This is a genomic window from Bacillus sp. ISL-4, assembly GCF_018613275.1.
GTDB lineage: Bacteria > Bacillota > Bacilli > Bacillales > DSM-1321 > Peribacillus > Peribacillus simplex_E.
On record NZ_JAGGQN010000038.1, the window covers coordinates 1 to 25,875 of the forward strand.

Consider the following 25,875-nt stretch of genomic DNA (forward strand, 5'->3'; position numbering starts at 1 on the left):
GCCGTATACCGAACGGTATGTACGGTGGTGTGAGAGGTCGGAGGCTAGGCGCCTCCTCCTACTCGATTTGAATAAGCACATAACTTTGTATTAGCTGGTATTCCCCCCCTTAAAGAGAGTTACTTTGTCAGAGCTTCAACTTTAGTATTTCTTCACCAGTTGCCTCTCAGCTACCGAGCGTCTTGGCACTTACTCGGGTTGGATTTCGCCAACTAGCAATTAACGGCTTGCTGGGCACGCAGGAAGCAAAGAGACGGTTCTTGTGCTTCACCAGCAAGTAAATGAAGCAGTAGAACCGTCCCCGTGCATCCTATCCTTAATTTAATTTTCGTAGATAACCTTATCGTTCACAATTGTCTTAAGTACTTTGATTTCTTTAATTTTTATAGGGTCAATTGTTAACGGATTTTCTTCCAGAACAACAAAGTCCGCAAATTTTCCTTTTTCAATTGAGCCTTTTTCATTTTCCTCGAAGTTTTGCCATGCTGCATCACTTGTTACTGCGCGAAGTGCCTCTAATGGTGTGATTCTTTGCTCCGGACCTATCACCTTGCCGCTTCTTGAAATCCGGTTAACAGCAGACCATACTGCCTGCAGCGGGTCCATTGGGGTAATGTGAGAATCAAGATGAATGCTAAATTTAATACCACGATCAATGGACGATTTAAGAGGGCTCATCATAGCGGCACGTTCAGGTCCCATGAATATATCCCTGTGCTGATCGCCCCAAAAGAAGGTATGGGAAACAAAATATGATGGTGTAACACCCAGTTTCTTCATTTCATCCAATTGATCTAATCTAGCCATTTGAGCATGCTCAATACGATGACGGGCATCCTTACGAGGATACTTCTCCTGGGCAGTACGGAAGGCGAAAAGAATATCATCAATCGCTGCGTCTCCGTTACCATGAATCGCAATTTGGTATCCAGCCTTATGCAATTCCACTACTCGCTTCGTTAATTCCTCACGACTTGTCGCCGGATATCCCCGATAATTTGGATCATCTCCCGGCGGCACGTGGTACGGTTTACTTAAATAGCCGGTGTACCCTTGGATGGATCCATCATGAGACAGCTTCACAGGGCCAAGCTTCAACATATCACTACCGAAACCTGTTACAATACCGCCTAATTCACCAGGGGTTATAACGCCACCAAACCCGGCACCCATGGCTGTAACCCTTAACGGCAGCAAACCTTGCTTCTGATATCTTTGTAAATCAATAAGACCCTGTTTATTTGCCCCAGCTATAATCGAGGTCGTTACACCTTTTGAGATATAATCCTGGACAGCCTTTTTAAACGCTGCAAGATTTTCCTCTTCTGTAACAACAGGAATATGCTTGCTTACAAGACCTTTAGCAGATTCCTCTAATACCCCAGTCGGTTCTCCTGTCTTAGGGTCTCTTACGATTACCCCACCAGGTGGATCAGGAGTATCTTTTGTAATTCCTGCCAATTTAAGTGCAACACTATTAGCTACTGCTAAATGTCCGGAAGTATGTCCGATATAGATTGGATGCTCCGTTGATACCTTATCCAGATCTTCTCGTGTCGGGTGACGTCCTTCCGCTAAAAGTGACTGATCGTACCCTCGACCGAGCATCCATTCACCTTCGTGGGTTTCCATAGCTCGATCTTTCAAGGCAATGATCAGATCATCAATATTTTTAATAGGACCTACCGGTGGACTATTTAAATTAACTTGAACAGTCCCATCCATTCCGGAGCTCGGAAAATGACTGTGGGCATCATAGAATCCCGGCAATAACACTTTATTCTTTAAATCAACGACTTTCGTGTGCCGTCCCTTTAACTTGCTAATTTCCTTATTTGAACCAACAGCAATGATTTTTCCGTCCTTGACTGCTACGGCTTCGGCAATAGTAGCATCTTTGTCCATGGTGATAACTTTTCCGTTAAAGTAAACATTGTCAGGTGCAAGAGGATCAAGATGGTCTGGAAGTGTACCTGAAGAAAAACCTACTAATGCAAGCACAAAAACTAGGGAGAAGATAAACCAATTTCTTTTACTTAAAAAATTTCTTTTCAAGAAAAAACCCCTTTTCTGATTTAAAATCCTATCCATAACACCTCTTGATTTATGCCATATACACCGATGATGTTGTAAGAAATATTTTATTTAAACAACTAGAAAGAGCCCCCCTACTAAATGCTATTGAAAAAGCGTCATGGACATCATGACGTCCGTACCAATTATAAATATATTATACTAAATATTCTGAATTTTATATAGGAATATATAATTAAAAATGGGTTATTTTTCTCCAAAAATCATTAGGATATTTAATATGTTGAATAAGTCCTACCAAAATAAGTTTCTAAACAAATTTTAAGAAGCTGGGGCATCGTTACAGTTAGATTGAGGTGTTTTGACCTTCATTTTTCCATCCTTTCTTCATTTGACTTATAAAAAGTCTTTTTCTCTGTCTGATATTAATGTTGGTAAGGTACAGGCTAATCTCTATCAGGAAAAAAGGAAGTGGAGTAAGCATTTGAGTTTAATATTGCTTAGCTTCAAAAGGAATAAACTCTATTCTTGAAGGTCAAATTAAATATGCATTGACAGTCGACACGGAAAGAGGCGCTGTCATGAAGGGTGTAGTAAGGTGACCTGTTCAACCCTAAGCCCTAACCAAACAATGAATCCAAAATATCTGGATTTAAGTAGTGTGATCGATAATTGAGTAAAAATATTCATCAGAAAATAAAGCTGATTCTTCATATAGCTGATTCCGGTGAAATGATTTTTCGAAAAAGAGGTTTAACTAATGAATGTAAAAAGTAGTAAAAAAGCTAGAATGGGTATAGGCCTAGGGGCTACTTCAGCTGTTGCTTGGGGAATAGATACAGTGGTAATTGGCGTTATAATCGCAAGTTCACCTTTTAAACAGGAGATTGTACTTGCACCAATTATAGCCGCTTCCATGCATGACTTTTTCTCTGCTTTATGGGTATCCTTATTCATGATTGTAAAAGGTGAATATATTAATGTATTAAAGTTGTTTAAAACAAAGAGTGGTGCGATTTTAGTTTTAGGGGCATTGTCAGGCGGACCTTTGGCAATGACCTTTTATTTTCTAGGTATTCAATATTTAGGAGCAACTTACGCGGCAAGTATTTCCTCTATATTTCCTGGTATAGGTGCTGTGCTTGCTTTCACTTTTTTGAAGGAAAAAATGAACAGAAGAACTTGGTTCGGTGTTGTTTTAAGTATCATCGGAGTGATTATATTAGCATATATGCCATCGAAGTTTAACATCGATAGTCACTTTTTCATTGGAATATTTTTTTCATTAGGGGCCGCCATATTTTGGGGGCTAGAAGGGGTGATCGGTGCTTGGGGAATGAAAGGAGAAGACGTCGTTCCTCTATATGCAATTAATATAAGGCAAATGACCTCTGCACTATGTTATGCGCTGTTTATTGTATCATTTATTCATGGCTATCCTTTAGTATTTGAAGCAGCGTCATCAAAGATAGTATGGTTAATAGTCATAGCAGGTTTATTAGGAGCTGCTAATTATTCTTTATACTACATGTCAATTAATTTAATCGGTGCTGCCAGAGGTCAATCGCTTAACAATACTTATGTTTTTTGGGCTATCGTAACCGAAATTATATTTATAGGTACCCCTGTTAGCTTACAATTTGTAATAGGCGCGGTAATAGTACTTTTAGGTTCTATTCTCGTTACAGGAAACCTAAAAGAATCAATGAGGTGATTAGGGTTCTGGTGCAAATATGAACTGTTAGAAACATAGAATCTCAATATCCTTCTCTTCTATGAATTATGAGGCTACTCCAAATAATTGATGGAACGATTCACAACAAGACAGCTATACCTAACTTCAATGGGACTTTTCGCGTTTGGAACTTTAATTTGTGGTATACCTCCGAATTTTTTCATTATATTAATTGGTCGGGTTGTGCAAGCTGTCGGAGCCGGGACTTTGTTTCCCTAAATTACGATACAGCTTCATCCAGATCACGGACTAACAATAAGTTATGTTAATTATACAAATTCACCTTAGCTTGATGGCGATGCGGCAAGACCCCTATAGTGTAAAATACTCTGGGAATGAGATATTCTCCAGAGTATTTTTTCTTTATGAAAAGTTAGGTTTTTACTTTCGCGTCGGTCTTCACATAGGTTAATTGCTATGGTACTTGACGTCAACAATATTAAAAAAGTTGAGCGTACTTCCGAATCCAATTCATCTTGAATGAAGATTTTCTTTTGGTAGGAATCTAATTTTGTAATCGATCCCATCCTTGAAGTAAAGTAGACATCTTTCTATTATTGGAAGTAATCCAGTTGCAAGGGAAGGTGTTAAGTTCGTTCGAGTTATGCGTAAAAAGAGCATCATGAGGACTAAGGTAAGTATGTTCTTTCCTATTATCCGGATTTAGCAGAATCTAAAAGCTATCGAATTCCGTCAATGATTACAACGGAAGTACTTTCGGTCAAAACTATTAATAATATCTTAAGTTTCGTACCTGAAAAAGCAAGGGGTTTAGACCTTGTTTTTTCTCTAGATCCCTTGACATCACAAGGTATTAACGACATTCCATTTCCTTCTAAGCAGCCTTATATTCTCGAAACGACTGATTTCCTAAAAAGACTCTTCACCAAGATGGACTATTTCCTATCATTTCGGGTAAAACTTGAAAAGGTACCATTCTTAGGAGGGATTCAAAGTGTTTGAAGATTTCGAAGTAAAACCATTGTTTGAGGGCCAAATTCATGAACGTCAACAATTCTCGTTAAACATTCAAGGGGATAATTATCAAGGTATTTTCCATGATGGAGAAATTCATTGGTATAATCCACACCCGAAAAACAATCTTGAAGAGGATCATCTTGAAGCTGTTGAATCAAAGGTTCATGACTTGATGTCGAATCACTTACAATAATATGAAAAAGAGGGCAACTTAAAAGGGGTCTGACTCCCACGGAATTTTCTATATCTGGAACGATAAAATCCTTCTGATTCTAGATATTGCATTGTGGGGTCTGACCCTTTGGTTTTGAGTTGCCCTTTTCTTTTGAGGTTGTCAGTACAGGTACCGCGGAGAGCCCAATCACATCCTAGGCAGAACTTTCCGCGCTCCTAGAATAAGCCAAGTGCTGAGAACGAAAGGCATTGTCAGGGATGGAAGGCCATAGGGTAAAAGCAAAGTGCTTAATCCAGCCATAAATGGTACGGTCAAACAAGCTGCGACGATTCCTGTTAGTGGCGGAAATCTTTGGTTGTCCGAATTAAATACGACGGATACAGCTAAAGTGGCTAATATCGCATTGTATCCATACAGTCCCATAAAAATCAAGTGGTGTTCCCCTCCTAGTCCGTAAGAGATGAGCAGGGAAGCTGCATTTCCTAAAATAGCATAGAGACCAAACTTCCATCCAGCCAAAAATATTGCGATAAATAGAATGATTCCAGATAAAGTATTATCCAGGAAAAATATTTGTCCAATTCCTTTAAAACTTCCTTCCATCCAATTGACCTTCCCAGATATGTTTAGTGTCCAATTGGCTAAAGATTGAGGCGCTAAATTAGTACTTAAATGGAAAGCTTCCAATCGGTAAGAGGCGAGCAATATAATCCATGTCAGAATAAAAAAAGGAAGAATATAGTATATGAGGCCTTAAAGAATGAAGACTTCCAAAAAGTGTGGAAGATAGATCGAATGTTGACGGTCCAAAATTTGCCTCGTGAAACGCGGGAAGGTACCCAAAGAATGGGCGAGCGCATGCTAAATCTCGTGGAATCCTTATATGAGATACCCATTCTTTCTCAGTATAGAAATCGTATAAAAGAGAAGCGATCCTTTGGACATCCAGCGATTGTTTTTACAATGGTAGGGCATCATCTTGGAGTTCCACAATCCACCACTACCCACTATTATTTGTAATCTACTTTGTCAAGTCTTGTCCAAAATGCGGTTCGGGCCATCCCATTAGGCCAGACAGCCGGACAGAAAACGATTCAGCAATTTCAAGACGCATTAGTAAAGGCAACGGAAAGAATTCAAGACTTGGATGAAGGGGATTTTGGAATCACTTCGCCTGGGCTTGAGTTATCTCAAATGAAACATGAGCGAGTGAATATTCGTATTTTCATGGAACCTATTAAGATTGGGGTAGGAGGACCTGTTGGAGCAGGAAAAACAATGTTAGTGGAAAAGCTAACCCGGAGCCTTGATAGTGAAGTCAGCATGGCAGTTGTAACCAATGATATTTATACAAAAGAAGATGCCAAATTCTTGATACAAAATGGAGTGCTATCTGCTGAACGCATTATTGGGGTTGAAACAGGCGGATGCCCTCACACAGCGATTCGTGAAGATGCCTCGATGAATTTTGCGGCCATCAATGAATTAATAGAGAAACACCCGGATGTTCAGCTTATTTTTGTAGAAAACGGCGGCGATAATCTTGCGGCAACATTCAGCCCTGAGCTTGTTGATTTCTCTATTTATATTATTGATGTTGCCCAAGGTGAAAAAATCCCATGAAAAGGCGGACAGGGGATGATTAAATCTGATTTATTTATCATTAATAAAACGGATTTAGCCCCTTATGTTGGTGCGAGCTTGGAAGTAATGGAGCCGGACACGAAGATTTTTCGTGGAGATAGACCGTTTGTTTTTACCAATTTAAAAGACAATACAGGGCTTGACCAAGTCATAGACTGGATTAAGAAGAATGTACTTTTAAAAGGGTTGGATTGAAATGAAAGACTGGACAGGAGTTTTGCGTTTAGACCTCGAAGAACGACAGGGAAAAACCGTTGCAAAGAATGTGTATTTCCAGGGAGCATTGAAAGTCATGCGTCCGATTTATCACGACGAGTCTGGACAAGTCTGTTATTATATTTTGAATCCGGGTGGGGGCTACTTAGACGGTGACCGCTATCACCTGCAAATTTCATTGGAGAAACAAGCTAGACTAACCTTAACTACACAATCCGCGACAAAAGTCTATAGAACACCGCATACACTAGCTTATCAGGAAACAGAAATTTTTCTTAAAGCAGGCAGTTATTTGGAGTATATCCCTGATCCGTTAATCGCGTATCAACATGCGCGTTATAAACAAAAAAATATAATCCACATGGAGAAAGGTGCTACATTCCTCTATTCAGACATTATTACTCCAGGGTGGTCCCCTAATGGTGAACGGTTCAGCTATAATTGGATTCAATTAATTAATGAAATCTATCTGGATGATGAACTGGTGGCTTATGATCATATTAATTTGAACCCGGCCACGCAAAATATGGCGGCTCTGGGTTTCATGGAAGGCTTTTCACATCTAGGTTCCATGATGGTCGTTGGAGAACAAACGAGCCCTAATCTCTTGGATCGGTTATATGATGTCCTGAATTCGAGTACACATGCATATGATGTTGGAATTTCCTTACTTCCAGTAAAAGGATTTACCATTAGAGTGTTAGCAAATCCGACGCAAACAATCGAACGATTATTTACGATATGTCATCATATGATTAGTGAAGAATGGTTTAAAATAAGCCCAAGTTTTCTTAGAAAATATTAATTTTTTAGATAAGTTTATCATGCTTTTTTATGAATTTTGGTAGCGCATTGGTATATTAGATCTGAAAGAAGTTGAGGCTTTATGCCAAGACTTCTTTTTTCGTGTAGCAGCCTGTTAGCTAAAGGATGTAAATCCAGATGCACCCGCTCACTCAAAGTATTATCTGATAGACAGTGAAAGGGTTAAAGTGGTCCTATATAAATCCAATCGCCATGACGATTATTTTCTTGTTTGATATCATTAATGGTTACACCATTTTGTTGTCCTAGTTTCCAAGGTTATCTCCTTTTACAACTCGATTTGGTATAAGCCTCGGCCGTACTATTTTGAAACCTAAAAATGAAAATGCTACAACTAGTGTTTCAGGGGTGCTACCTCTTGAAAATTCGTATGGTATTACTCTAGCTGACATAGAAAGATTTCCAACACCAAGTATAAACGGATGTTACCAATCCAAATAGCGTTTGTTCATCAATTAGAGATAAGCATACTCCACTTTAAAAAGTCCGCCTGAACACAACAGTATGGTTCTTGCTTCTTCATTATGACTAACGTGCCATTTTCGTTGAAGAACATCGCAATCTAGTTTACATAATAAAGCCAAAAACTCGAGAGTAGTTTATGATAGATAGCAATCCAATGATTGCTGTCTTAAGAATTATTAGAATATTAGGTATAGATTTTCATCCTAAGCTATTATTTTACTATAGATAAAAATTATTGAGATAACAAGATTAGTAATTTAGACTTTTACGTGTTATACGAGAAGGGGGGATGAAAAAAAGTAATGGATGACAAGCCTATACCAGCCATATCGAGCTCAGGTTCTAGAGTTTTTAGAAATTTGACTAGCAGCTTCCTTAGCAATAGTTTGAGTATCCCCTTTCCATCTATTTAAGATGCTAACTGTCCTAGTGAATTGTAGGAAAGTTATTCTTTAGTAACAATGGATACAAAATGCTTATTCTCATATCCAATTTCAGTCCAATGACTTCCGTATCCTACCTTATTGATTAATCCATCATTGTTATACGTTAATTGAATACTAGTCCGAATTTTCTGTCTTGGTTAAGCTTTTGGAGATACCTTATGTCGAAGAATCACCATATGTGTTCTATAGCCAGCCATCACCAAAGTTTACGGTCCGCGGAGATTGTTTGGATTCTCGAGAATGGAGCATGAGGGGTGATTAACTCCAAAGACCTGCTACCTTTGCATCGTTAAGTAACTCTCTGGAAATCCTAAGTGAAAGCTTTCGGATGATCAGCACCATGTTCACAGAATTAAAATTTCGAGCATCAACAGCATCCGCTAAGTCACTATAGGAATCTTTCAAATACAGTGCTGAGGTTGTGATGTTACTATGACCAGCTAATCTCCTGACTTTTTCAATGTCATTATTCGTTGCTTTTAACATCCATTTACAAAAAGTATGCCTGAACATGTGAGAGCAAACTGAAGCCTTAATTTGTTACAACTTAGGGAGAACTTTTCTCGCACCTAGGAATAGCCAGGTACTAAGAACGAAAGGCATTGTCAGGGCTGGAAGGCCATATGGTAAAAGCCAGGTATCTACACTTGCTGTTAGGGGTACGGTCAAACAAGCTGCGATGATCCCTGATATAGGCGCAACACGATTTTGTTCTTCTTTAAAAACCATAGATACGGCAATGGAGGTTAATATCGCATTGTAGCCATAAAGTCCCGTGATAATTAACGAGTGTTCCCCTCCAAGTCCGTATGATATGAGTAAAGCAAACGCATTGCCTAAGATGGCAAATAGGCCATATTTCCATCCGGCCCAAAATACGGCAATAAATAGCAGCATGCCAGATATGGTACTATCCAGGAAAAAAATTTGCCCTATCCCCTTAAAACTTCCTTCCAACCAATTAACCTTTCCAGCGATATTTAAGTTCCAGTGTAATAGGTCTTGAGGCACTAGTCCCGGACTTAACTGGAAAGCCTTTAAACGGTAAGATACAAGCAACATAAACCAAGTCAGAATGATAAAAGGGAATGTAAGGATGGGAATCCCTGTGTTTCTCATAAAATGCACCATTGCTGCAGAAAAGATTGCGGCTAAAGCAGCTCCAACTAAAGCAATGATCCACTGATAGGGTCCAGTTAAAAACAATGTTAGTGCAATGCCTGTCAGTACAGAGTTGTAGCCGTATAAACCTGAATTCACACAGTTTTCATTTGCACCTCCGAGTTTTCCGATTAGTGTTCCTATGATAGCGGAAGATAGAGTAATAATCCCCAAATGATAAGAGTAAATCGTGATCGCCATTAGAATAATGAAACCACTAACAGCATTCTCAATTAATATGACTTGAGAGATTCCTTTCAGTGATGACTTCATTAAAGAAAGAAACATTCCATAGGTTAATGAAGTGCGTTTGGCTTTTTGCATAATACTAACCTCTCAATTAAGATATTTATAGGTTCAGATACAATCAATTCAATTCCTACAGTTTTAATATCCTCAGACACATAACTTGTTAATTAAGTATCGAGAGTTAAGTTCAGTAGAAGCGCAATGTGAAAACACTTAAACGAACTAAAACGAAAAATGCAATAAAATCATTTATCCCGAGTTTAACTTTTTAATAGGAGAATTTTGTAAGCCCTATTTTCCTGGAAAGCATTTTCCCTCCTTTGAATACAAAATCCTTTCTCTTTTCATAAATCTCCCCCTTATAAAGTCTATTCATTTTACTATTAAATATATAAGAGTATATATAACTTGATATATATATATAAAGTTATATATTATGATATAGTAATGTTTCTAGGGAATCAATCCTCTATTTTTAGTGAATTCCGAATTTTTCGGTAAAAAAACAAAGCTGTATACAGGAAACTTCCAAGATTATTGTTTTTTCTAAAATAGTGATGTTTGGTATAAAATTCAATGGTTTTTTACCATGAAATGATTCTTGATCGTTTGATTGTAGATAGTTTAGATAACGTTATTGATAAAGGATGAATGTTGATTCTTTATTAGCGAAAAAGCAGGAAGGATAAGGGTGTATTTTCCATTTATCTCAGATAAACAGGGTGTAATCTCCACCTTATGGAAGTGGGGGATAAACAGCTTATACTTCCTGATTAAGTCAACTAACCATTAATGGGTTTGAAAGAAAAACTTCAATTGATGGAATTTTTAGTTTTTTGTCATCTTATAATTACTAGGAGGCTTTACGATGCAATTATTACCGCGTGAGATAGATAAGCTCATGATTGTAGTCGCAGCTGATCTTGCTAAGCGACGAAAAGAAAGAGGATTAAAATTAAACCATCCAGAAGCCGTAGCACTTATCACCTATGAAGTGTTAGAAGGGGCAAGGGATGGAAGAACAGTTGCACAATTGATGGAATATGGTGCAATGATTTTGTCGCGCGAAGATGTTATGGAAGGTATTCCAGAGATGATCCACGATATTCAAGTAGAAGCTACTTTTCCTGATGGAACGAAACTAGTAACGGTTCATAATCCAATCAGATAATAATCGACAAGGAGGCATGCTCAAATGATACCAGGGCAACTATTTTTAAAAGAAGAAGAGATTATTTGTAATGCTGGAAAAATAGTCACAAAGCTATCTGTAATTAATACAGGAGATCGTCCTGTTCAAATTGGCTCTCATTTCCACTTTTATGAAGTCAATGAAGCTCTTCAATTCAATCGAGAAGAAGCGTTTGGAAAACGGTTAAATGTTCCTTCTGGTGCTGCCGTTCGTTTTGAGCCTGGAGATGAAAAAGAAATAGAATTGATTGATTTTGGTGGAGAACGTCGTGTGTATGGATTTAATAATAAAACAGATGGATCCGTGGAAAGAGGGGGAAATCAATGAGTTTTAAAATGTCAAGAAAGCAATATGCTGGGATGTACGGCCCAACGACTGGAGATTCCATTCGTTTAGCGGATACGGATTTAGTGATCCAAATTGAGAAAGATTATACTACATATGGTGAGGAAGTCGTTTTTGGCGGCGGAAAAGTAATCCGTGACGGGATGGGGCAACATCCTCTTGCAACTCGCGAAGATGGAGTTCCGGATGTAGTCATTACAAATGCTGTTATTCTAGACTATACCGGAATTTATAAAGCGGATATTGCAATCCGTGACGGAAAAATTGCTGGAATCGGAAAAGCCGGAAATCCTTTAGTAATGGATAATGTGGATATTATAATTGGTGCTTCTACAGAAATTATTGCTGGGGAAGGGATGATCGTCACAGCTGGTGGAATTGACTCCCATGTACATTTTATTAATCCAGCACAGGTTGAGACTGCATTAGCTTCTGGTCTTACGACTTTAATTGGAGGAGGCACGGGTCCTGCTGCAGGATCAAAAGCCACAACTGTTACGCCAGGTGAATGGAATATTCATAGAATGCTGCAAGCAGCGGAAGGATTTCCAATTAACGTAGGCTTCACTGGAAAAGGACAAGCTGCGAATGAAGAGGCGTTAGCTGAACAAGTACGTGCAGGCGCAATCGGATTAAAAGTGCATGAAGACTGGGGAGCTACAGCCTCTGCTATCGACCACGCTCTCCGAGTAGCGGACAAATATGACGTACAAGTTGCTCTCCATGCAGACACGTTGAATGAAGGCGGATTTTTGGAAAATACGCTAGCGGCGATTAAAGACCGAGTTATTCATATGTACCATACGGAAGGGGCAGGGGGCGGACATGCTCCTGATTTAATTAAATCAGCGAGCTTTATGAATGTTCTTCCATCATCTACAAACCCGACTTTGCCATATACAATTAATACGATCGACGAGCATTTGGACATGTTAATGGTGTGTCACCATTTAAACCCATCTATTCCTGAAGACCTTGCCTTTGCTGATTCACGGATTAGACGCGAAACGATTGCGGCTGAAGATATTCTTCAAGATATGGGTGTATTCAGTATGGTTAGCTCAGATGCACAAGCAATGGGACGAATTGGCGAGGTTATTTTACGTACATGGCAAACAGCAGATAAAATGAAAAAACAGCGAGGAACGTTGGAAGGTGACAGCGAGCTTTCTGATAATAATCGTGCGAAGCGTTATGTGGCTAAATATACGATTAACCCTGCTATCACGCATGGTATTTCTGAATATGTCGGTTCGATTGAAGTCGGAAAAGTGGCGGATCTTGTCATTTGGTCACCGGCATTTTTCGGCGTGAAGCCTGAAATGATTCTTAAAAATGGCTTTGTCGTAGAAAGCTTAATGGGTGATGCCAATGCGTCCATTCCGACACCACAGCCAGTTATTTATCGTCCAATGTATGGATCTTATGGAAAAGCCTTGTCTAAGAGCTCCATTACCTTTGTTTCTCAAGTGGCTTTTGATGATAAAGTGCATGAAAAATTAGGCTTGGAAAAAATGGTTCTTCCAGTTCATGGTATTCGGAACTTAACGAAAAAAGAAATGAAGCTTAATTCCGAAACGCCTGAGATTACGGTTGATCCACAAACGTATGAGGTAAAAGTAAACGGGGAACTCATTACTTGTGAACCTGTGGATATAGTACCGATGGGACAACGCTATTTCTTATTTTAAGTCTTATTTTGAGGTGAAACTATTGATCATTGAAAAAATTGTTACAAATATCGAAGTAATGGACAAAGAAGAAATTACGAAACGCCATATGGAAAAGGTATATCTGGAAAGTGCTCATTTAGTGAAACGAATTCAAAGAGTGACCACCGACCACGGCCATGAAATTGGCATTCGCTTAAAAGAACCACGTGATCTTGTGGCGGGCGATGTTTTATATATGGATGATAAAAATATGATTGTCGTAGATGTCCTTTCCGATGATTTATTGGTCATTAGCCCGCGTAGTTTAAAGGAAATGGGAACGATTGCCCATCAATTGGGGAATCGTCACCTTCCAGCTCAATTTGAAGAGAACAATATGCTCGTTCAGTATGATTATCTTGTCGAAGAATTGCTGCAAGAGCTTCAAATTCCTTATACACGTGAAGATCGGAAAGTAAAACAGGCATTTCGCCATATTGGACATAGCCATGAATCCTAATATTCTTTCTTTATTTCAACTATGTGATTCGAATTTTCCAACTGGTGCTTTTAGTCATTCGTATGGTCTAGAGACGTACATTCAAGAAGATCAAGTGTATGATCAAGCATCTTTTTCCCAGTGGCTTCATGTATATTTAAATGAACAGCTCGTCTATTCAGACGGGCTGGCAACCCGTCTTGTTTATGAAGCCTTGGAAAATGAGGATGTACAAACGGTGTGGAAGGTCGATCGAATGCTGACGGTTCAAAATTTGCCGCGTGAAACGAGAGAAGGCACCAAAAGAATGGGAGAACGCATGGTAAACCTTGTGGGAACTTTATATGAGTTTCCTGTTCTCTCGCAATATCAAAAACGGATTAAGGAGAAGCACTCCTTTGGACATCCAGCGATTGCTTTTACGATGATAGGGCACCATCTTGGTGTTCCGAAATCAACTACCACCCTCTATTATTTGTATTCTACTGTTTCAAGTCTTGTTCAAAATGCGGTTCGGGCGATTCCGTTAGGACAAACCGCGGGACAGAAGACGATTCATGAGTTTCAAAGTGCTTTAATAGAGGCAACAGAAAAAATCCAAAATTCAGATGAAGAGGATTTTGGAATCATTTCACCAGGTTTAGAGTTATCTCAAATGAAACATGAGCGTGTAAATATCCGTATTTTCATGTCTTAATTATAGAAGGAAGTGTTGTTGTATGGAACCGATTAAAATCGGAGTAGGCGGACCTGTTGGAGCCGGAAAAACGATGTTAGTTGAAAAGCTAACCCGTCATTTAGACGGTGAAATCAGCATGGCCGTTGTGACGAATGATATTTATACAAAAGAAGATGCTAAATTTTTAATGCATAATGGAGTCCTACCGGCAGACCGCATTATTGGGGTTGAAACAGGCGGATGCCCGCACACAGCTATTCGTGAAGATGCCTCCATGAATTTTGCGGCTATCGATGAATTAAAAGAGAAGCATCCGGACGTGGAGCTCATTTTTGTGGAAAGCGGAGGCGATAACCTTGCGGCGACTTTCAGCCCAGAGCTTGTGGATTTCTCCATCTATATTATTGATGTAGCTCAAGGAGAAAAAATTCCGCGTAAAGGCGGCCAAGGGATGATTAAATCAGATTTATTCATCATTAATAAAACGGATTTAGCTCCTTTCGTTGGCGCAAGCCTCGAAGTGATGGAGTCTGATACGAAGGTTTTTCGCGGAAATAAACCGTTTGTTTTTACCAATTTAAAAGATAGCACGGGGCTTGATCAGGTCATCGACTGGCTTAAGAAGAATGCATTATTAAAAGGATTGGAATAATGGAAGACTGGACTGGAGTTTTGCGTTTAGATGTCGAAGATCGGATTGGAAAGACTGTAGCGAAAAATGTATATTTCCAGGGCGCATTGAAAGTGATGCGTCCGGTTTATCATGACGACTCTGGACAAGCTTGTTATTATATATTGAACCCCGGTGGAGGCTATTTAGACGGAGATCGCTATAAAATGCAAATTACGCTCGAGAAACAAGCGAGACTAACCTTAACGACACAATCCGCAACAAAGGTTTATAAGACACCCAATACCCATGCCTATCAGGAAACAGAAATTTTTCTTAAGTCTGGAAGTCATCTCGAGTATATCCCGGATCCCCTGATTATGTATCAGGACGCACGCTATAAACAAAAAAATGTCATTCGCATGGAGAAAGGGGCAACCTTCCTTTATTCTGACATTTTAACCCCCGGGTGGTCTCCGGATGGAGATCGTTTCAGTTATAATCGGCTTCAATTCATCAATGAAATTTATATGGACGATGAGCTTGTGGCCTATGATCATATCCAATTGAATCCTGCTGTCCAAAATATGGAGAAGATTGGCTTCATGGAAGGGTTTTCGCATTTAGGTTCCATGATTGTGGTCGGCGAACAAACAAGCCATGACCTCCTTGATCGGTTATATCAGGCTATTTATGAGAATACAGATCGATATAAAGTAGGCCTATCTTTATTATCTATACAAGGATTTACGGTTCGCGTGTTAGCTAACTCGACACAAGTAATAGAGAAAATCTTTACTGAGTGTCATCGAATTATTAGTCAAGAGTGGTTTAACACCAAACCGTGTTTTCTAAGAAAGTATTAATACGTAGAACCCGGCAATAAAAAGGTTGCCGGGTTTTTTATACGAGACAAAGAGTTCGAAGGAGAATAATTTATGGATACAACATTGTTTTCAGTTTTAGCACTAGGTTTTATTTTGGGAATTAGGCATGCAATTGAGCCTGATCATGTGATAGCAGTATCAACAATTGCAAGTCAAAGCAAAAAGTTATGGCACGCTTCCCTGGCAGGAGTGTTTTGGGGGATAGGCCATACGGCAACACTATTTATAGTTGGTATTATTCTCATTCTTATGAAGGGAGAAATACCAGAGAAATGGGCGATGTCCTTAGAATTTTTAGTAGGAATCATGCTTGTTTATCTTGGAGTTAAAACAATCCTTTCTTTCAAAAATATTCATGTACATAAGCATGCACATGATGGAGATGAACATAATCATGTTCATGCCCATGAACATGATGGTAAACATAAGCATAAACACCAACATAAACATTCTTCATATTTGAAATCGATGTTTATTGGCCTAGTCCATGGCCTTGCAGGAAGTGGTGCTATAGTTATATTAACGATGAGTACAGTAAAGAGTGTTTGGGAAGCGGCTATTTATATCCTTTTATTTGGAGTAGGAACGGTCGTGGGTATGCTTTTTTTCACTACGATTATTGGTATCCCTTTTGTGCTAAGTGTGAAACGTGTTAAAATTAGTAGTACACTTGTATTCACTATGGGCGCAATTAGTACGTTTTTTGGAATTTACTATATGTATAATTTAGGGGTTAATGAAGGATTGTTTAACCTTTGGTTTTAAGAAAAAGTTCAGTAGGGAATGTTGGATAGGATCGTGCTAACATCACACTATATGTTGACCGCTATATACGGATGAAAGGGGATTATATGAATAATCTTGGGTATGCGATTCTTAGTTCGCTTGGTAGAAAACCATGCTCCGGCTATCAATTAGTTGGATATCTAGAGGTATTATGGCCTGCAAAGCATAGTCAAGTATATCCTCTGTTAACCAAAATGGAGAAGAATGGGCTCTTGGAATTTGAACATATACAACAATCTGGTAAACCTGATAAAAAAGTATATTCAATCACAGAAAAAGGAAGAAAAAAATTAGAAAAATGGGTCACCGAATCTCCATCCGATTTCATTATTCGAGATGAATTTCTTGTTAAGATTTATTCTATTTGGTTATCAGATGAGAAAAATGCGAAAAAATTAATTCAGGATCGAATTTCCAAATTAGAAAAAACGGTGGCTATGCGAGATGAAAATATAGCCGGAATTGAACAAACACATGAGAAGAATGGTTTAGAAATGACGTCTAAAAATTTTGGTCGTTATATTCTTTTTAATAGAAGGAGTATGTTAGATAAAGAAGAAATTTTATGGTGTAAGTGGGTTCTGAATTTGATTGAGAAAGCAAGTTTAAACAATCTCCCATTGTTAGGAATCATTGCAGGAAAACTTAATATCATTCAAGACATGTTCTTGATCACTTGACTACAATCAAAAAACTCCAATTTTGTTTCGGTGCCTGTGCATCGCAATCAATAAAAGCTTAATTATTAAAGCCAATACCAAAAAGGCTGCTGCCAACAAGCAACGGCCCTCCATTTGGAGTTGTTAGGTAATTTTCTTATCCATATTATAATTATTCAAGAGGCGAGATATTGAAATATTTCTTTTTAACAGGAAAATATCAAGCTGAATTATTTCCTCATACTTTCTCTTATACATACCTTGTAGAAATTTGCGAAGTTATTGTAGTGAGGGAGTCATTAACCTCCTCTTAATTTAAGAGAATACCCGTATATACAGTTTAACACTGTACGTACTAAAAACGGGAAACCGATAAATACCTAGGCTTCCCGTTATTTATTATTGCTACCCTTAGTTAAAGGAATTGACTCGTATTTTTCGGGATTGATGTTATAAACAAATCCTTCTGAAACTCCACTGATAATTCCGTATAAAGCTCTTTCAACAGCTTTAACCAGTTGTCCTGTTTTTTTTGTCCCATCGATTGTGTTTGACCTTTAACTTCAAAAAGAACCGTCCCACTTCCGTTAAGGACAAAAGCTCCTAAAGCTGTACCAGGTAAATTTTGATTTTGTGGGTATAGTGAGATATTTCCATATGGAGGATTCCCATAATTTTGCTTATACCGCTACATTAAGTTGTCGGGAAAAATTATAATTATAGTTATTTGCACATCTCATATATGCTTTGGTTGAGGGACATAATCTAAGTGTGGATTAAAGTCACGATTGACATCAAATCCAGGTTTGGACTCATAATCGAATACCTCATTTTTATATGTATAATAGTTCCAGGCTGGTTTAGATCCAGCAGGTTGTGGAAATTGTTTCACTATCTCGGACCACGTTATATCATTACCCCGACGGAATGATGAAAGCCCAATTTGAGGACGAACAAGAAAGAAATAAATTTATTCAAAGGGTACATGATAATATTGATCCTTTCAATATTAATGCATTAGTGATTAGTGATTAGTGATTAGTGATTAGTGATTAGTGATTAGTGATTAGTGATGTATTAGTTTACATAATACTGATTATAAGAGGTCTGTCCAAAGTAAGATTGAATTCATAATAAATTATTTGGAGTAGCAATAGTTCATAGATGAAATGTATATTGAGTTTCTATGTTTTTAACAAGTCATATTTGCACACGAACCGCAGCTTTTATGAAAATTGCTGAAAATCATTTCGGGAAAGTGAAGGACGGTTTTGTATCCAATCGTTCTTTTTATGTACGGTAGAATTAGTTTTTAAAGAAGGAATTAAAAAGTGCGCATTAGCAAATGGAATTTGCTGAAATAGGGGAACAGATGAAGGCTAAACCGAAAAAACAGATTCCTGCCTCAGTGAGATTGTAGGGTTGAAACCAACACACGGAAGAATTAGTAAGTATGGATGTTTCCCATCTGGTTAGATGGGAAAGTCCATATCGGGGGAGATTGACACTAATCTGGCTCTGTAAGCATCAATATAAAGATGGATTTTCTTGAAAGCCTCGATTTTCCTCTAAGGCCGTTTCTATCTAAGTTAATGTATTTCCTTGATGTGAGATAAACGAATGGAGAAGATCTTTTGATTATTATCCTTTATGGACAGGGTTTGTTCATTAAGGTTAAGTTTATACATATTGCCTTTACATGTTTCTAAAAACCCATCTTTAAAATAAGTGATTGTCATTATCCCATTTTTTTTTAATGATTTTAATATCATCTGATCATCTCCTTCCTATCTGGCTTTATAAAAGTTACTTTTATGCTAGAAATCATTTATTTATGATGATTAGTAAAAAACTTAGTGCAACAATCGGTAGTATAACATATAGTATACACCAATAATTGAAAGCGTTTTCATTAACGTTTGAACGTTGTGTGAAAATATCAATATTTTTCTGTTGGATATTTTAAACTCACATAATGGTCTTAAGCCGGGAGTTGTTTCAGTTAAACAATTCGTAAAATACTAATTAAAGGTTATATTGTAAAGTGACAATAAAGTCATATAATTTTAAAACCTCAAACTCATAACCCCGTCCTGATTTTAGGACGAGGTTTAATATGGTGGTTTAATATTTGATTTAAAATACTTAACTGCATTTTTAAAATATACATATAAATTTGTTTAAATCTAAGGATTTTTCCAAAGTTTCGCCCTTTATTAAAGCTTTATAAAATTATTTCTTACATAGAGGATCTTATTCTTTTAATGGGTATTCAAGTTTTTTGTAAATAGGATTAAAGTTAACTACCTTTAAAACGAGTAGAAATGATCTTTTCCTTTTTTATAAATGTGGATTGATGATTCCATGCTTTTTAATATGGTACTGAAGGCTTTGCCGGGTAATCCCAAGTTTCCTAGCAGCTTGTGATATGTTCCAGTCTGTTTGTTCCAAGGTCTTTTGGATAAAGTGCTCTTGAGAGTTCGTAAAAATAGACTTAAAAGGTTTCTTTTCAGTCCCTTTTAATTCTTTGGATTTATCCTTTTGGTCAACAAAGATTTTTGTTCTCATATAAGCGGGAAGATGGTCTACCTCAATGGCTTGATCAGTTTCACTTACTCTTATAATTAAGTTCTCGATTAAATGCTCCAGTTCTCGTGTATTTCCAGGCCAATGATATTGGAGAAGAGTCATTTGCAATGTTTTTGAAAGAGACGGAACAGACTTGTTGAATTTCTCCTGATAGGAGTTTAGAAAATATTCTATAAAAAAGTGAATATCTTCTGTGCGCTCCCTTAAAGAAGGGATGTAGAGACTTGTGTGTGCAATTCTATAAAACAAGTCAAGACGCATTTTTCCTTCTAAAATCAGTTTCTCGGGATCTTCGTTTGATGCACTGATGACTGTACATTGAATAGGGGTAATATCATTGGATCCGACTCTTCGGACTACGCGCTCCTGTAAAACTCGCATAAGCTTAGTTTGTAAAGTCATTGGCATTGAGTTTATTTCATCCAGGAATAGGGTGCCATCCTTTGCATATTCAAATAGCCCTATTTGGTTTGTCGATCCGGTAAAGGCTCCTTTAACCGTTCCAAATAAGGTACTTTCCAGCAGGTTTTCTGGTATTGCTGCACAGTTGATTGCCACGAACGGACTATTAACTCTAGGACTGTGATTATGCATACTTTGAGCAAACAATTCTTTCCCTGTCCCAGTTTCACCGATAATTAAAACATCGGTATTATGTACTGAAATATTTTGTGCTTCCTTAATTAAGTTTTTTAGTGCAAGACTTTTACCTTTAATATGGTTAAAAGTAAAGGTGGTCCCATTCTTTGAATCCAATAGGTTCATACTTGTATCAATTGTTTGTCTTTTTTCCTCAATAGTTTGATGAAGCCTATCCTTAAGCCTGGACTCATTCGTACTAAGAGAGAAAACAGCAATCGTTACCCCATCCTTTTGAATCGGAAACGTACTATAATTCACATATTTGGGAATCCCATTAACTTTTGAATGTGCTCGGTATCTTGAAAAAATCGGTTTTCCAGTTTTAAAGGTGTGTTTATGCTCGGAGTTTTGCGGATTATAATCATAGACAGACCATAGATGCTTGCCCATAATATCTAGTTTATTCAACCCCTCCATTTTTTCCTGTGCCAAATTGTAAAGAGTGATTTCCCCGTCCTGGTTACTCATCATCACCCCTTCATCAAGTGTTTCAATAATTTTCTCAAGGCAAAATAATCGCATCTTTGGATTGGTCATTAAATTTATATCTTCAATACATAGGATCGTGTATGGATTATCTGCAGTAAACTTCTTCACATCAAATAACAATCTCCTATCGTTCACTATAATTGAAAATGTCTCGTGCTCTAAAAACCCCACTTCTTCGCAAGGGATGAATTTAGATATATGAATACCATCAATTACTTCAAGGGAAACCCCATCAGTGTCATGCCATAAAATCTCATGATATTCATTTAAGACGATAACAGCGTCCACAAAGCTTCTCATTAATGAACCTATCGATGCAGCAATCAAAATTCCATCCTCCCTGATTCACATTTACTTAACTGAATATAACATTAATTCCGAATATTTCAAATAGCATGCGTGCAATCTTTATCTGCACCTATAGTTTTGCAACTGTTCCCAATTTCAGTGGTATGAAAATGAATTTTTGCTCAAATAGATGCAAATAACATCTGCGCAAAAATAGGGATAAAATACCATAATTTGTAATTTAATAAATTTATCTTCTAAAGCACATGGCCGTTACTATCTGTGTTATAGCTTAAAAAACAAAAATGTACATATACAGACATTTGTTGGCACAGTATTTGCAATATATAAAGTGAGTTCCAAAAAACATTTAAATCAGGGGGAATTATACATGTCAAAGCCAGAAATCTTATATTCAGTCAAAGCGCAAAGAGGACCAGAACTTCGTTGTAAAGGTTGGAGACAAGAATCTATCTTACGGATGCTTGAAAACAATATGGAAAATGCAGAAAAGCCAGAAGAGCTTGTCATATATGGAGGAATCGGTAAAGCAGCGCGTAACTGGGAATCTTACCACGCCATTGTTAAATCATTAAAGGAACTTGAAGATAATGAAACGCTTGTGGTTCAATCCGGGATGCCAGTTGCCATTTTTAAGACGCATAAATATGCTCCGACAGTTGTGATGGCAACGACAAACATAATGAAAGCAGACTGGCCGACTTTCTATGATTTACAAGATAAGAACTTAACGATGTATGCAAACTATACTGCAGCTCCATGGGAGTACATCGGGACACAAGGAGTTATTCAGGGGACATTTGAAACATTATCGGCGATTGCCCGTCTTCATTACAATGATTCACTCGTTGGGAAAATCCTTTTAACAGCTGGTGCAGGCGGTATGGGAGGAAACCAAACAAGAGCAATGACGATGCATGGCGGTGTTGCTATACTATGTGACTCCAACGCAGAGATTATCAATAGAAGGATTGAAAAAGGCTTTATTGATGTATTAGCTGATTCATTGGATGAGGCGATTGCCATCGCAACACAGCATGCAACAGAAGGGAAACCACTCGGTGTGGCAGTTGTTGGAAATGCAGCTGATATTTTTGAAGAAGTTATTCAAAAGGGATTCATGCCAGATATCACAACATCAATGACTCCTGGACATGATCCGATTTCCTACTTACCTTCTGGTTATACGGTTGAAGAAGCAGAAGAGCTTCGTGATTCCAATCGTGAACTTTACTTAGAAAAAGCACGAGACACGATGGTTCGTGAGTTGAAAGCGTTAATCAAATTTATGGACCTCGGTGTACATTCCTTTGAATATGGTACGAGTCACCGTAAAGAGTGTATAGATGCAGGAATGGATGAGAAAGAAGCTAAGCGTTTACCGGGATTCGTGGCTGAATATCTTCGCCCGCTCTTCTGTGAAGGCCGTGGACCTTTCCGATGGATTTGTTTATCAGGAGAAGCAGATGATTTAAGGAAAATTGATGATATGATCTTAGAAAAATTTAGTGATGACTATCTCGTAACTCACTGGATTAAACTTGCGAAAAAGCATATTCCAATTGAAGCATTGCCAGCTCGTATTTGTTACATGGGATTTGGTCAACGTAAAGCTTTTGCATTAGAAGTAAATGATATGATTCGCCGAGGAGAGTTATCCGGTCCTGTTGCATTCTCACGTGATAATCTGGATTCCGGTTCAATCGTGAATCCAACATTTGAATCTGAAAACATGAAAGATGGAAGTGACTTAATCTCTGATTGGCCGGTATTGAATGGACTTCTAAACGCAGTTGGTATGTGCGATTTAATCGCCCTTCAAGCTAATTATTCCATGGGTGAGGCGGTTCATACGGGTGTAACGATGATTGCTGATGGAACAGCTGAATCTGACATGAGACTGGAAGTTGCGATGACAGTTGATTCTGGTATCGGTGTTGTCCGTCATGCTCAAGCTGGTTATGAAATTGCTCAAAATGTTGCCAATGGTAAAGGTAAATTAACGAAAGAAAGCATCCAAATTCCATTATGGTGGTCACCAAAAGCAACATTCGGTCCGAAAGATTTAGAGCCGGAAAACGTTAAAGCGTAACACGTGCAAAAACAAAGATGGTAGAGGTCCGAATGATCTCTACCATTCTTTATCCTTAATAATATTTAAAAATAAGTGAAAGGAGAAAGGGAAAAGATTATTAAAAATTTACTGGTAGATAGAGTGGAGGTGAATTTTAGTAATTGAAGCAGGGTTATGCTTTTTAGGTATTCGTTCAGCCTATATGGGTTCCTTTTAAATTAATGCAGTAACACATTTCTTCAAAAGATTTTAAAGGGGTATTAGTTTGGATAATCAACAGCTGCAATTTTCATCAAATGTGGAACAAAATGAGTCATCGGTTAGCTTACAAAAAAAATTAAAAGCACGCCATATTACGATGATTGCGTTGGGGGGTACTATCGGAACTGGAATTTTTCTTGGAACCGGTCCGGCCATCCATACAGCGGGCCCGGGTGGAGTTTTACTTGCATATAGCGTGATTGGCATTATGGTTTATTTTGTTATGACAAGTCTTGGAGAACTGGCCTCGTTTATGCCGACAAGCGGTTCGATTAGTACGTATGCAACACGATTTATTGATCCCGCCCTTGGGTTTGCTTTTGGTTGGAACTATTGGTTTGCTTGGGCTATGACACTCGCTGCAGAATTATCTGCTTCTGCACTGATTATGAAATACTGGTTTCCCGATAGTTCGTCATTGTTATGGAGTGGGTTGTTTTTAATGCTACTTTTCTTATTAAACTTTTTATCTGTTAAAGGGTTTGGTGAAGGGGAGTATTGGTTTTCCTTTATTAAGGTGGCAACGATTATTATCTTCATTGTTGTTGGAACATTGATGATTTTTGGAATCATGAATGGCCAGCCAGTCGGATTTAAAAACTTTACCACTGGAGAAGCTCCGTTTGTAGGGGGTACACTTGGCACCTTAAGCATATTGTTAATTGCAGGTTTTTCCTTCTCAGGGACAGAGTGCATCGGTGTCGCTGCTGGGGAAAGTGAGAATCCTACAAAAAATGTACCGCGTGCAGTTCGCACCGTCTTTTGGAGAATTCTTCTGTTTTATGTACTGGCCATCATAGTTATCTCGTTTCTCGTTCCTTATACGAACGGAAGTCTTCAAAACTCTACGGTCATGGCTAGCCCGTTTACCATCGTGTTTGAAAAAGCAGGGTTCGCTCTTGCAGCTTCAGCTATGAATGCGGTTATTTTAACTTCTGTATTGTCAGCTGGTAACGGATGCCTTTACGTGACAAGCCGAATCATGTATGCCATGGCTCAAGAGGGACAAGCGCCACGATTTTTAGCTAAAGTAAACAAACGAGGTGTTCCCGTCATAGCTTTGGTAGCCACAGCGATTATCGGAATGCTAGCTTTTTTAGCATCCATCTTTGGCGACGGAACAATTTATATCTGGCTGATGCATTCAGTCGGAATCACGACATTTATTTTTTGGCTCGGTATTGCTGCGAGTCATTACCGATTCCGGAAAGCATATGTTGCACAAGGTTATTCACTTAAAGATCTGCCTTATCGTGCAAAATGGTTTCCTTTCGGACCGATATTTGCCTTCGCCCTTTGCTTAGTCATCTTGCTCGGGCAAAACTTTGAAGGTTTTATTAGTGGACATATCGATTGGAAAAACGTTTTGGCAGCCTATATTGGCCTCCCATTGTTTCTCTTGTTGTGGCTCAGCTATAAATTTATAAAGAAAACGAAAGTAATCCCGTTAGAAGAATGTATGATTGATTTCAAAGAGCAGCAAAACAAGTGATTTCGGATGGAAATAATTTGCTATCCATACTATAGAACAATATTTGTAAAATGTTCTTTCCAAGTGCTTTTTACTGGCATGGTATTTTGACGTCCATCGAAACCTCATACAGTTAAAGCAGAGGTGATGACTGTGATGAGTAACAAAACAAAAAATAAAGAGTTTAAGAGAATCAATATTTACGTTCGTTTGCTATTCCAAAAAACATGGAAGGAAACTGCCTTTTTAAAGTTTGGGAAAGATGAGTAATCATAAAAAAACAATCAATAATTAAGAGGTTTAATCTGCTCAAGATCAGGAGCAAATGATGCATTCAAATCATAAGTTTTTTTAAAGTTTTCAGGTTATAGTGCCATTCAACTTAATGGAAAGAATTAAATTTCACTTGATTATCTCTTTACATGGATTCTAGAGCTGACTGGCACTAAGGCCTCGTATTCTGCCATGCTCATCGGTATATTAGGAGCATAATATCCGTTTTATAAAAAGTCAGGAATTAAGATAAAGTTTAAATGTTGATTTCTGGATGTTAGAGTAGCAGAAAAATAGATAATCAAAGCTTATTTTAATCTTATGAAGTTCGCTTAGAATTTCTAGATTAACAAGATTTGATAAATGGTAGAAAGGATAGAAGATTCATGATTTTGAAGAATGCGCTGGATTTAATTAAGAGTATAAACAAGATTGGCAGGACATGTACAAAATAGCAAGGATAAGAGTCTCATCCAAATATCATAAAAATAAACTAACAATTAGATGAAATAATCATAATTCTACAAAAA

The 25,875-nt window shown here is 38.0% G+C and carries 21 protein-coding genes and 4 pseudogenes; 18 read left to right on the forward strand and 7 right to left on the reverse strand.

Features of this window, described 5'->3' with window-relative positions:
- Positions 1-321 precede the first annotated feature (321 nt).
- Positions 322-2,055 carry an amidohydrolase gene (locus J7J00_RS21055; protein WP_214794297.1) on the reverse strand — a complete coding sequence of 578 codons (1,734 nt, stop codon included), beginning with the start codon at positions 2,053-2,055 and terminating at the stop codon, positions 322-324.
- Between the two features lie 739 nt (positions 2,056-2,794).
- Between J7J00_RS21055 and J7J00_RS21060 the strand changes: the two genes are divergently transcribed.
- From J7J00_RS21060 to J7J00_RS21070, 4 genes and pseudogenes are all read left to right on the forward strand, one after another.
- Positions 2,795-3,748: a DMT family transporter gene (locus J7J00_RS21060; protein WP_214794299.1), complete on the forward strand. Its 954-nt coding sequence runs from the start codon at positions 2,795-2,797 to the stop codon at positions 3,746-3,748.
- 87 nt (positions 3,749-3,835) lie between these two features.
- Positions 3,836-3,985 (forward strand): annotated as a pseudogene (locus J7J00_RS28340) (MFS transporter); the annotation flags it as partial.
- 480 nt (positions 3,986-4,465) lie between these two features.
- Positions 4,466-4,732 carry a hypothetical protein gene (locus J7J00_RS21065; protein ID WP_214794301.1) on the forward strand — a complete coding sequence of 89 codons (267 nt, stop codon included), beginning with the start codon at positions 4,466-4,468 and terminating at the stop codon, positions 4,730-4,732.
- The gene (locus J7J00_RS21070; protein ID WP_214794303.1) at positions 4,725-4,940 is read left to right on the forward strand and encodes a DUF5342 family protein; all 216 of its coding nucleotides are present in this window, start codon (positions 4,725-4,727) and stop codon (positions 4,938-4,940) included. The genes J7J00_RS21065 and J7J00_RS21070 overlap by 8 nt, the downstream gene beginning before the upstream one ends.
- A gap of 168 nt (positions 4,941-5,108) precedes the next feature.
- Here J7J00_RS21070 and J7J00_RS21075 read toward each other — a convergent pair whose 3' ends face one another.
- On the reverse strand, positions 5,109-5,669 hold the full coding sequence (locus J7J00_RS21075; protein ID WP_214794484.1) for an urea transporter: 561 nt from the start codon (positions 5,667-5,669) through the stop codon (positions 5,109-5,111).
- 48 nt (positions 5,670-5,717) lie between these two features.
- On the opposite strand from J7J00_RS21075, the pseudogene J7J00_RS28950 reads away from it, so the two are divergent.
- From J7J00_RS28950 to J7J00_RS21090, 3 genes and pseudogenes are all read left to right on the forward strand, one after another.
- Positions 5,718-5,969, forward strand: a pseudogene (locus J7J00_RS28950) (urease accessory protein UreF); the annotation flags it as partial.
- Between the two features lie 180 nt (positions 5,970-6,149).
- Positions 6,150-6,761: pseudogene (gene ureG, locus J7J00_RS21085) on the forward strand (urease accessory protein UreG).
- A gap of 1 nt (position 6,762) precedes the next feature.
- The gene (locus J7J00_RS21090) at positions 6,763-7,587 is read left to right on the forward strand and encodes an urease accessory protein UreD (protein WP_214794305.1); all 825 of its coding nucleotides are present in this window, start codon (positions 6,763-6,765) and stop codon (positions 7,585-7,587) included.
- A 1,294-nt stretch (positions 7,588-8,881) separates the two neighbouring features.
- Here the strand turns inward: J7J00_RS21090 and J7J00_RS21095 are convergent.
- Positions 8,882-9,034, reverse strand: a pseudogene (locus tag J7J00_RS21095) (tyrosine-type recombinase/integrase); the annotation flags it as partial.
- 24 nt (positions 9,035-9,058) lie between these two features.
- Positions 9,059-10,003 (reverse strand): urea transporter, encoded by a 945-nt coding sequence (locus J7J00_RS21100; RefSeq protein WP_214794307.1) that lies wholly within the window; start codon positions 10,001-10,003, stop codon positions 9,059-9,061.
- 793 nt (positions 10,004-10,796) lie between these two features.
- On the opposite strand from J7J00_RS21100, the gene J7J00_RS21105 reads away from it, so the two are divergent.
- The 9 genes from J7J00_RS21105 to J7J00_RS21145 all read left to right on the forward strand — a co-directional run bounded on the left by J7J00_RS21105 (position 10,797) and on the right by J7J00_RS21145 (position 17,258).
- On the forward strand, positions 10,797-11,099 hold the full coding sequence (locus J7J00_RS21105; protein WP_061465959.1) for an urease subunit gamma: 303 nt from the start codon (positions 10,797-10,799) through the stop codon (positions 11,097-11,099).
- A gap of 24 nt (positions 11,100-11,123) precedes the next feature.
- Positions 11,124-11,447 (forward strand): urease subunit beta, encoded by a 324-nt coding sequence (ureB, locus tag J7J00_RS21110; RefSeq protein WP_214794309.1) that lies wholly within the window; start codon positions 11,124-11,126, stop codon positions 11,445-11,447.
- Positions 11,444-13,156, forward strand: a complete 1,713-nt coding sequence (ureC, locus tag J7J00_RS21115) for an urease subunit alpha (protein WP_214794311.1) — start codon at positions 11,444-11,446, stop codon at positions 13,154-13,156. The genes ureB and ureC overlap by 4 nt, the downstream gene beginning before the upstream one ends.
- Positions 13,157-13,178: 22 nt before the next feature.
- On the forward strand, positions 13,179-13,637 hold the full coding sequence (gene ureE, locus J7J00_RS21120; protein WP_214794313.1) for an urease accessory protein UreE: 459 nt from the start codon (positions 13,179-13,181) through the stop codon (positions 13,635-13,637).
- Positions 13,627-14,313 carry an urease accessory protein UreF gene (locus J7J00_RS21125; RefSeq protein ID WP_214794315.1) on the forward strand — a complete coding sequence of 229 codons (687 nt, stop codon included), beginning with the start codon at positions 13,627-13,629 and terminating at the stop codon, positions 14,311-14,313. The genes ureE and J7J00_RS21125 overlap by 11 nt, the downstream gene beginning before the upstream one ends.
- A gap of 22 nt (positions 14,314-14,335) precedes the next feature.
- Positions 14,336-14,947 (forward strand): urease accessory protein UreG, encoded by a 612-nt coding sequence (gene ureG / locus J7J00_RS21130; protein ID WP_214794317.1) that lies wholly within the window; start codon positions 14,336-14,338, stop codon positions 14,945-14,947.
- Positions 14,947-15,771 (forward strand): urease accessory protein UreD, encoded by an 825-nt coding sequence (locus J7J00_RS21135; RefSeq protein WP_214794319.1) that lies wholly within the window; start codon positions 14,947-14,949, stop codon positions 15,769-15,771. The genes ureG (J7J00_RS21130) and J7J00_RS21135 overlap by 1 nt, the downstream gene beginning before the upstream one ends.
- Before the next feature lie 72 nt (positions 15,772-15,843).
- On the forward strand, positions 15,844-16,557 hold the full coding sequence (locus J7J00_RS21140; RefSeq protein ID WP_214794321.1) for a HoxN/HupN/NixA family nickel/cobalt transporter: 714 nt from the start codon (positions 15,844-15,846) through the stop codon (positions 16,555-16,557).
- 86 nt (positions 16,558-16,643) lie between these two features.
- Positions 16,644-17,258, forward strand: coding sequence for a PadR family transcriptional regulator (locus J7J00_RS21145; protein ID WP_214794323.1), 615 nt, complete (start codon positions 16,644-16,646; stop codon positions 17,256-17,258).
- A 715-nt stretch (positions 17,259-17,973) separates the two neighbouring features.
- On the opposite strand, the gene J7J00_RS21150 is transcribed toward J7J00_RS21145, so the two are convergent.
- The 3 genes from J7J00_RS21150 to J7J00_RS21160 form a co-directional block, all read right to left on the reverse strand.
- Positions 17,974-18,129, reverse strand: a complete 156-nt coding sequence (locus J7J00_RS21150; RefSeq protein WP_214794325.1) for a hypothetical protein — start codon at positions 18,127-18,129, stop codon at positions 17,974-17,976.
- Positions 18,130-18,826: 697 nt separating this feature from the next.
- Complete coding sequence (locus tag J7J00_RS21155; protein WP_214751313.1) at positions 18,827-19,009, reverse strand: YolD-like family protein; 183 nt, start codon at positions 19,007-19,009, stop codon at positions 18,827-18,829.
- 568 nt (positions 19,010-19,577) lie between these two features.
- Positions 19,578-21,284: a sigma-54 interaction domain-containing protein gene (locus J7J00_RS21160; RefSeq protein ID WP_214794327.1), complete on the reverse strand. Its 1,707-nt coding sequence runs from the start codon at positions 21,282-21,284 to the stop codon at positions 19,578-19,580.
- A gap of 352 nt (positions 21,285-21,636) precedes the next feature.
- Here J7J00_RS21160 and J7J00_RS21165 point away from each other — a divergent pair, with 352 nt between their 5' ends.
- Both J7J00_RS21165 and J7J00_RS21170 read left to right on the forward strand, forming a co-directional pair.
- Positions 21,637-23,358 (forward strand): urocanate hydratase, encoded by a 1,722-nt coding sequence (locus tag J7J00_RS21165; protein ID WP_214794329.1) that lies wholly within the window; start codon positions 21,637-21,639, stop codon positions 23,356-23,358.
- A gap of 340 nt (positions 23,359-23,698) precedes the next feature.
- Positions 23,699-25,093 carry an amino acid permease gene (locus tag J7J00_RS21170; protein ID WP_214794486.1) on the forward strand — a complete coding sequence of 465 codons (1,395 nt, stop codon included), beginning with the start codon at positions 23,699-23,701 and terminating at the stop codon, positions 25,091-25,093.
- The last annotated feature ends 782 nt before the right edge of the window (positions 25,094-25,875 follow it).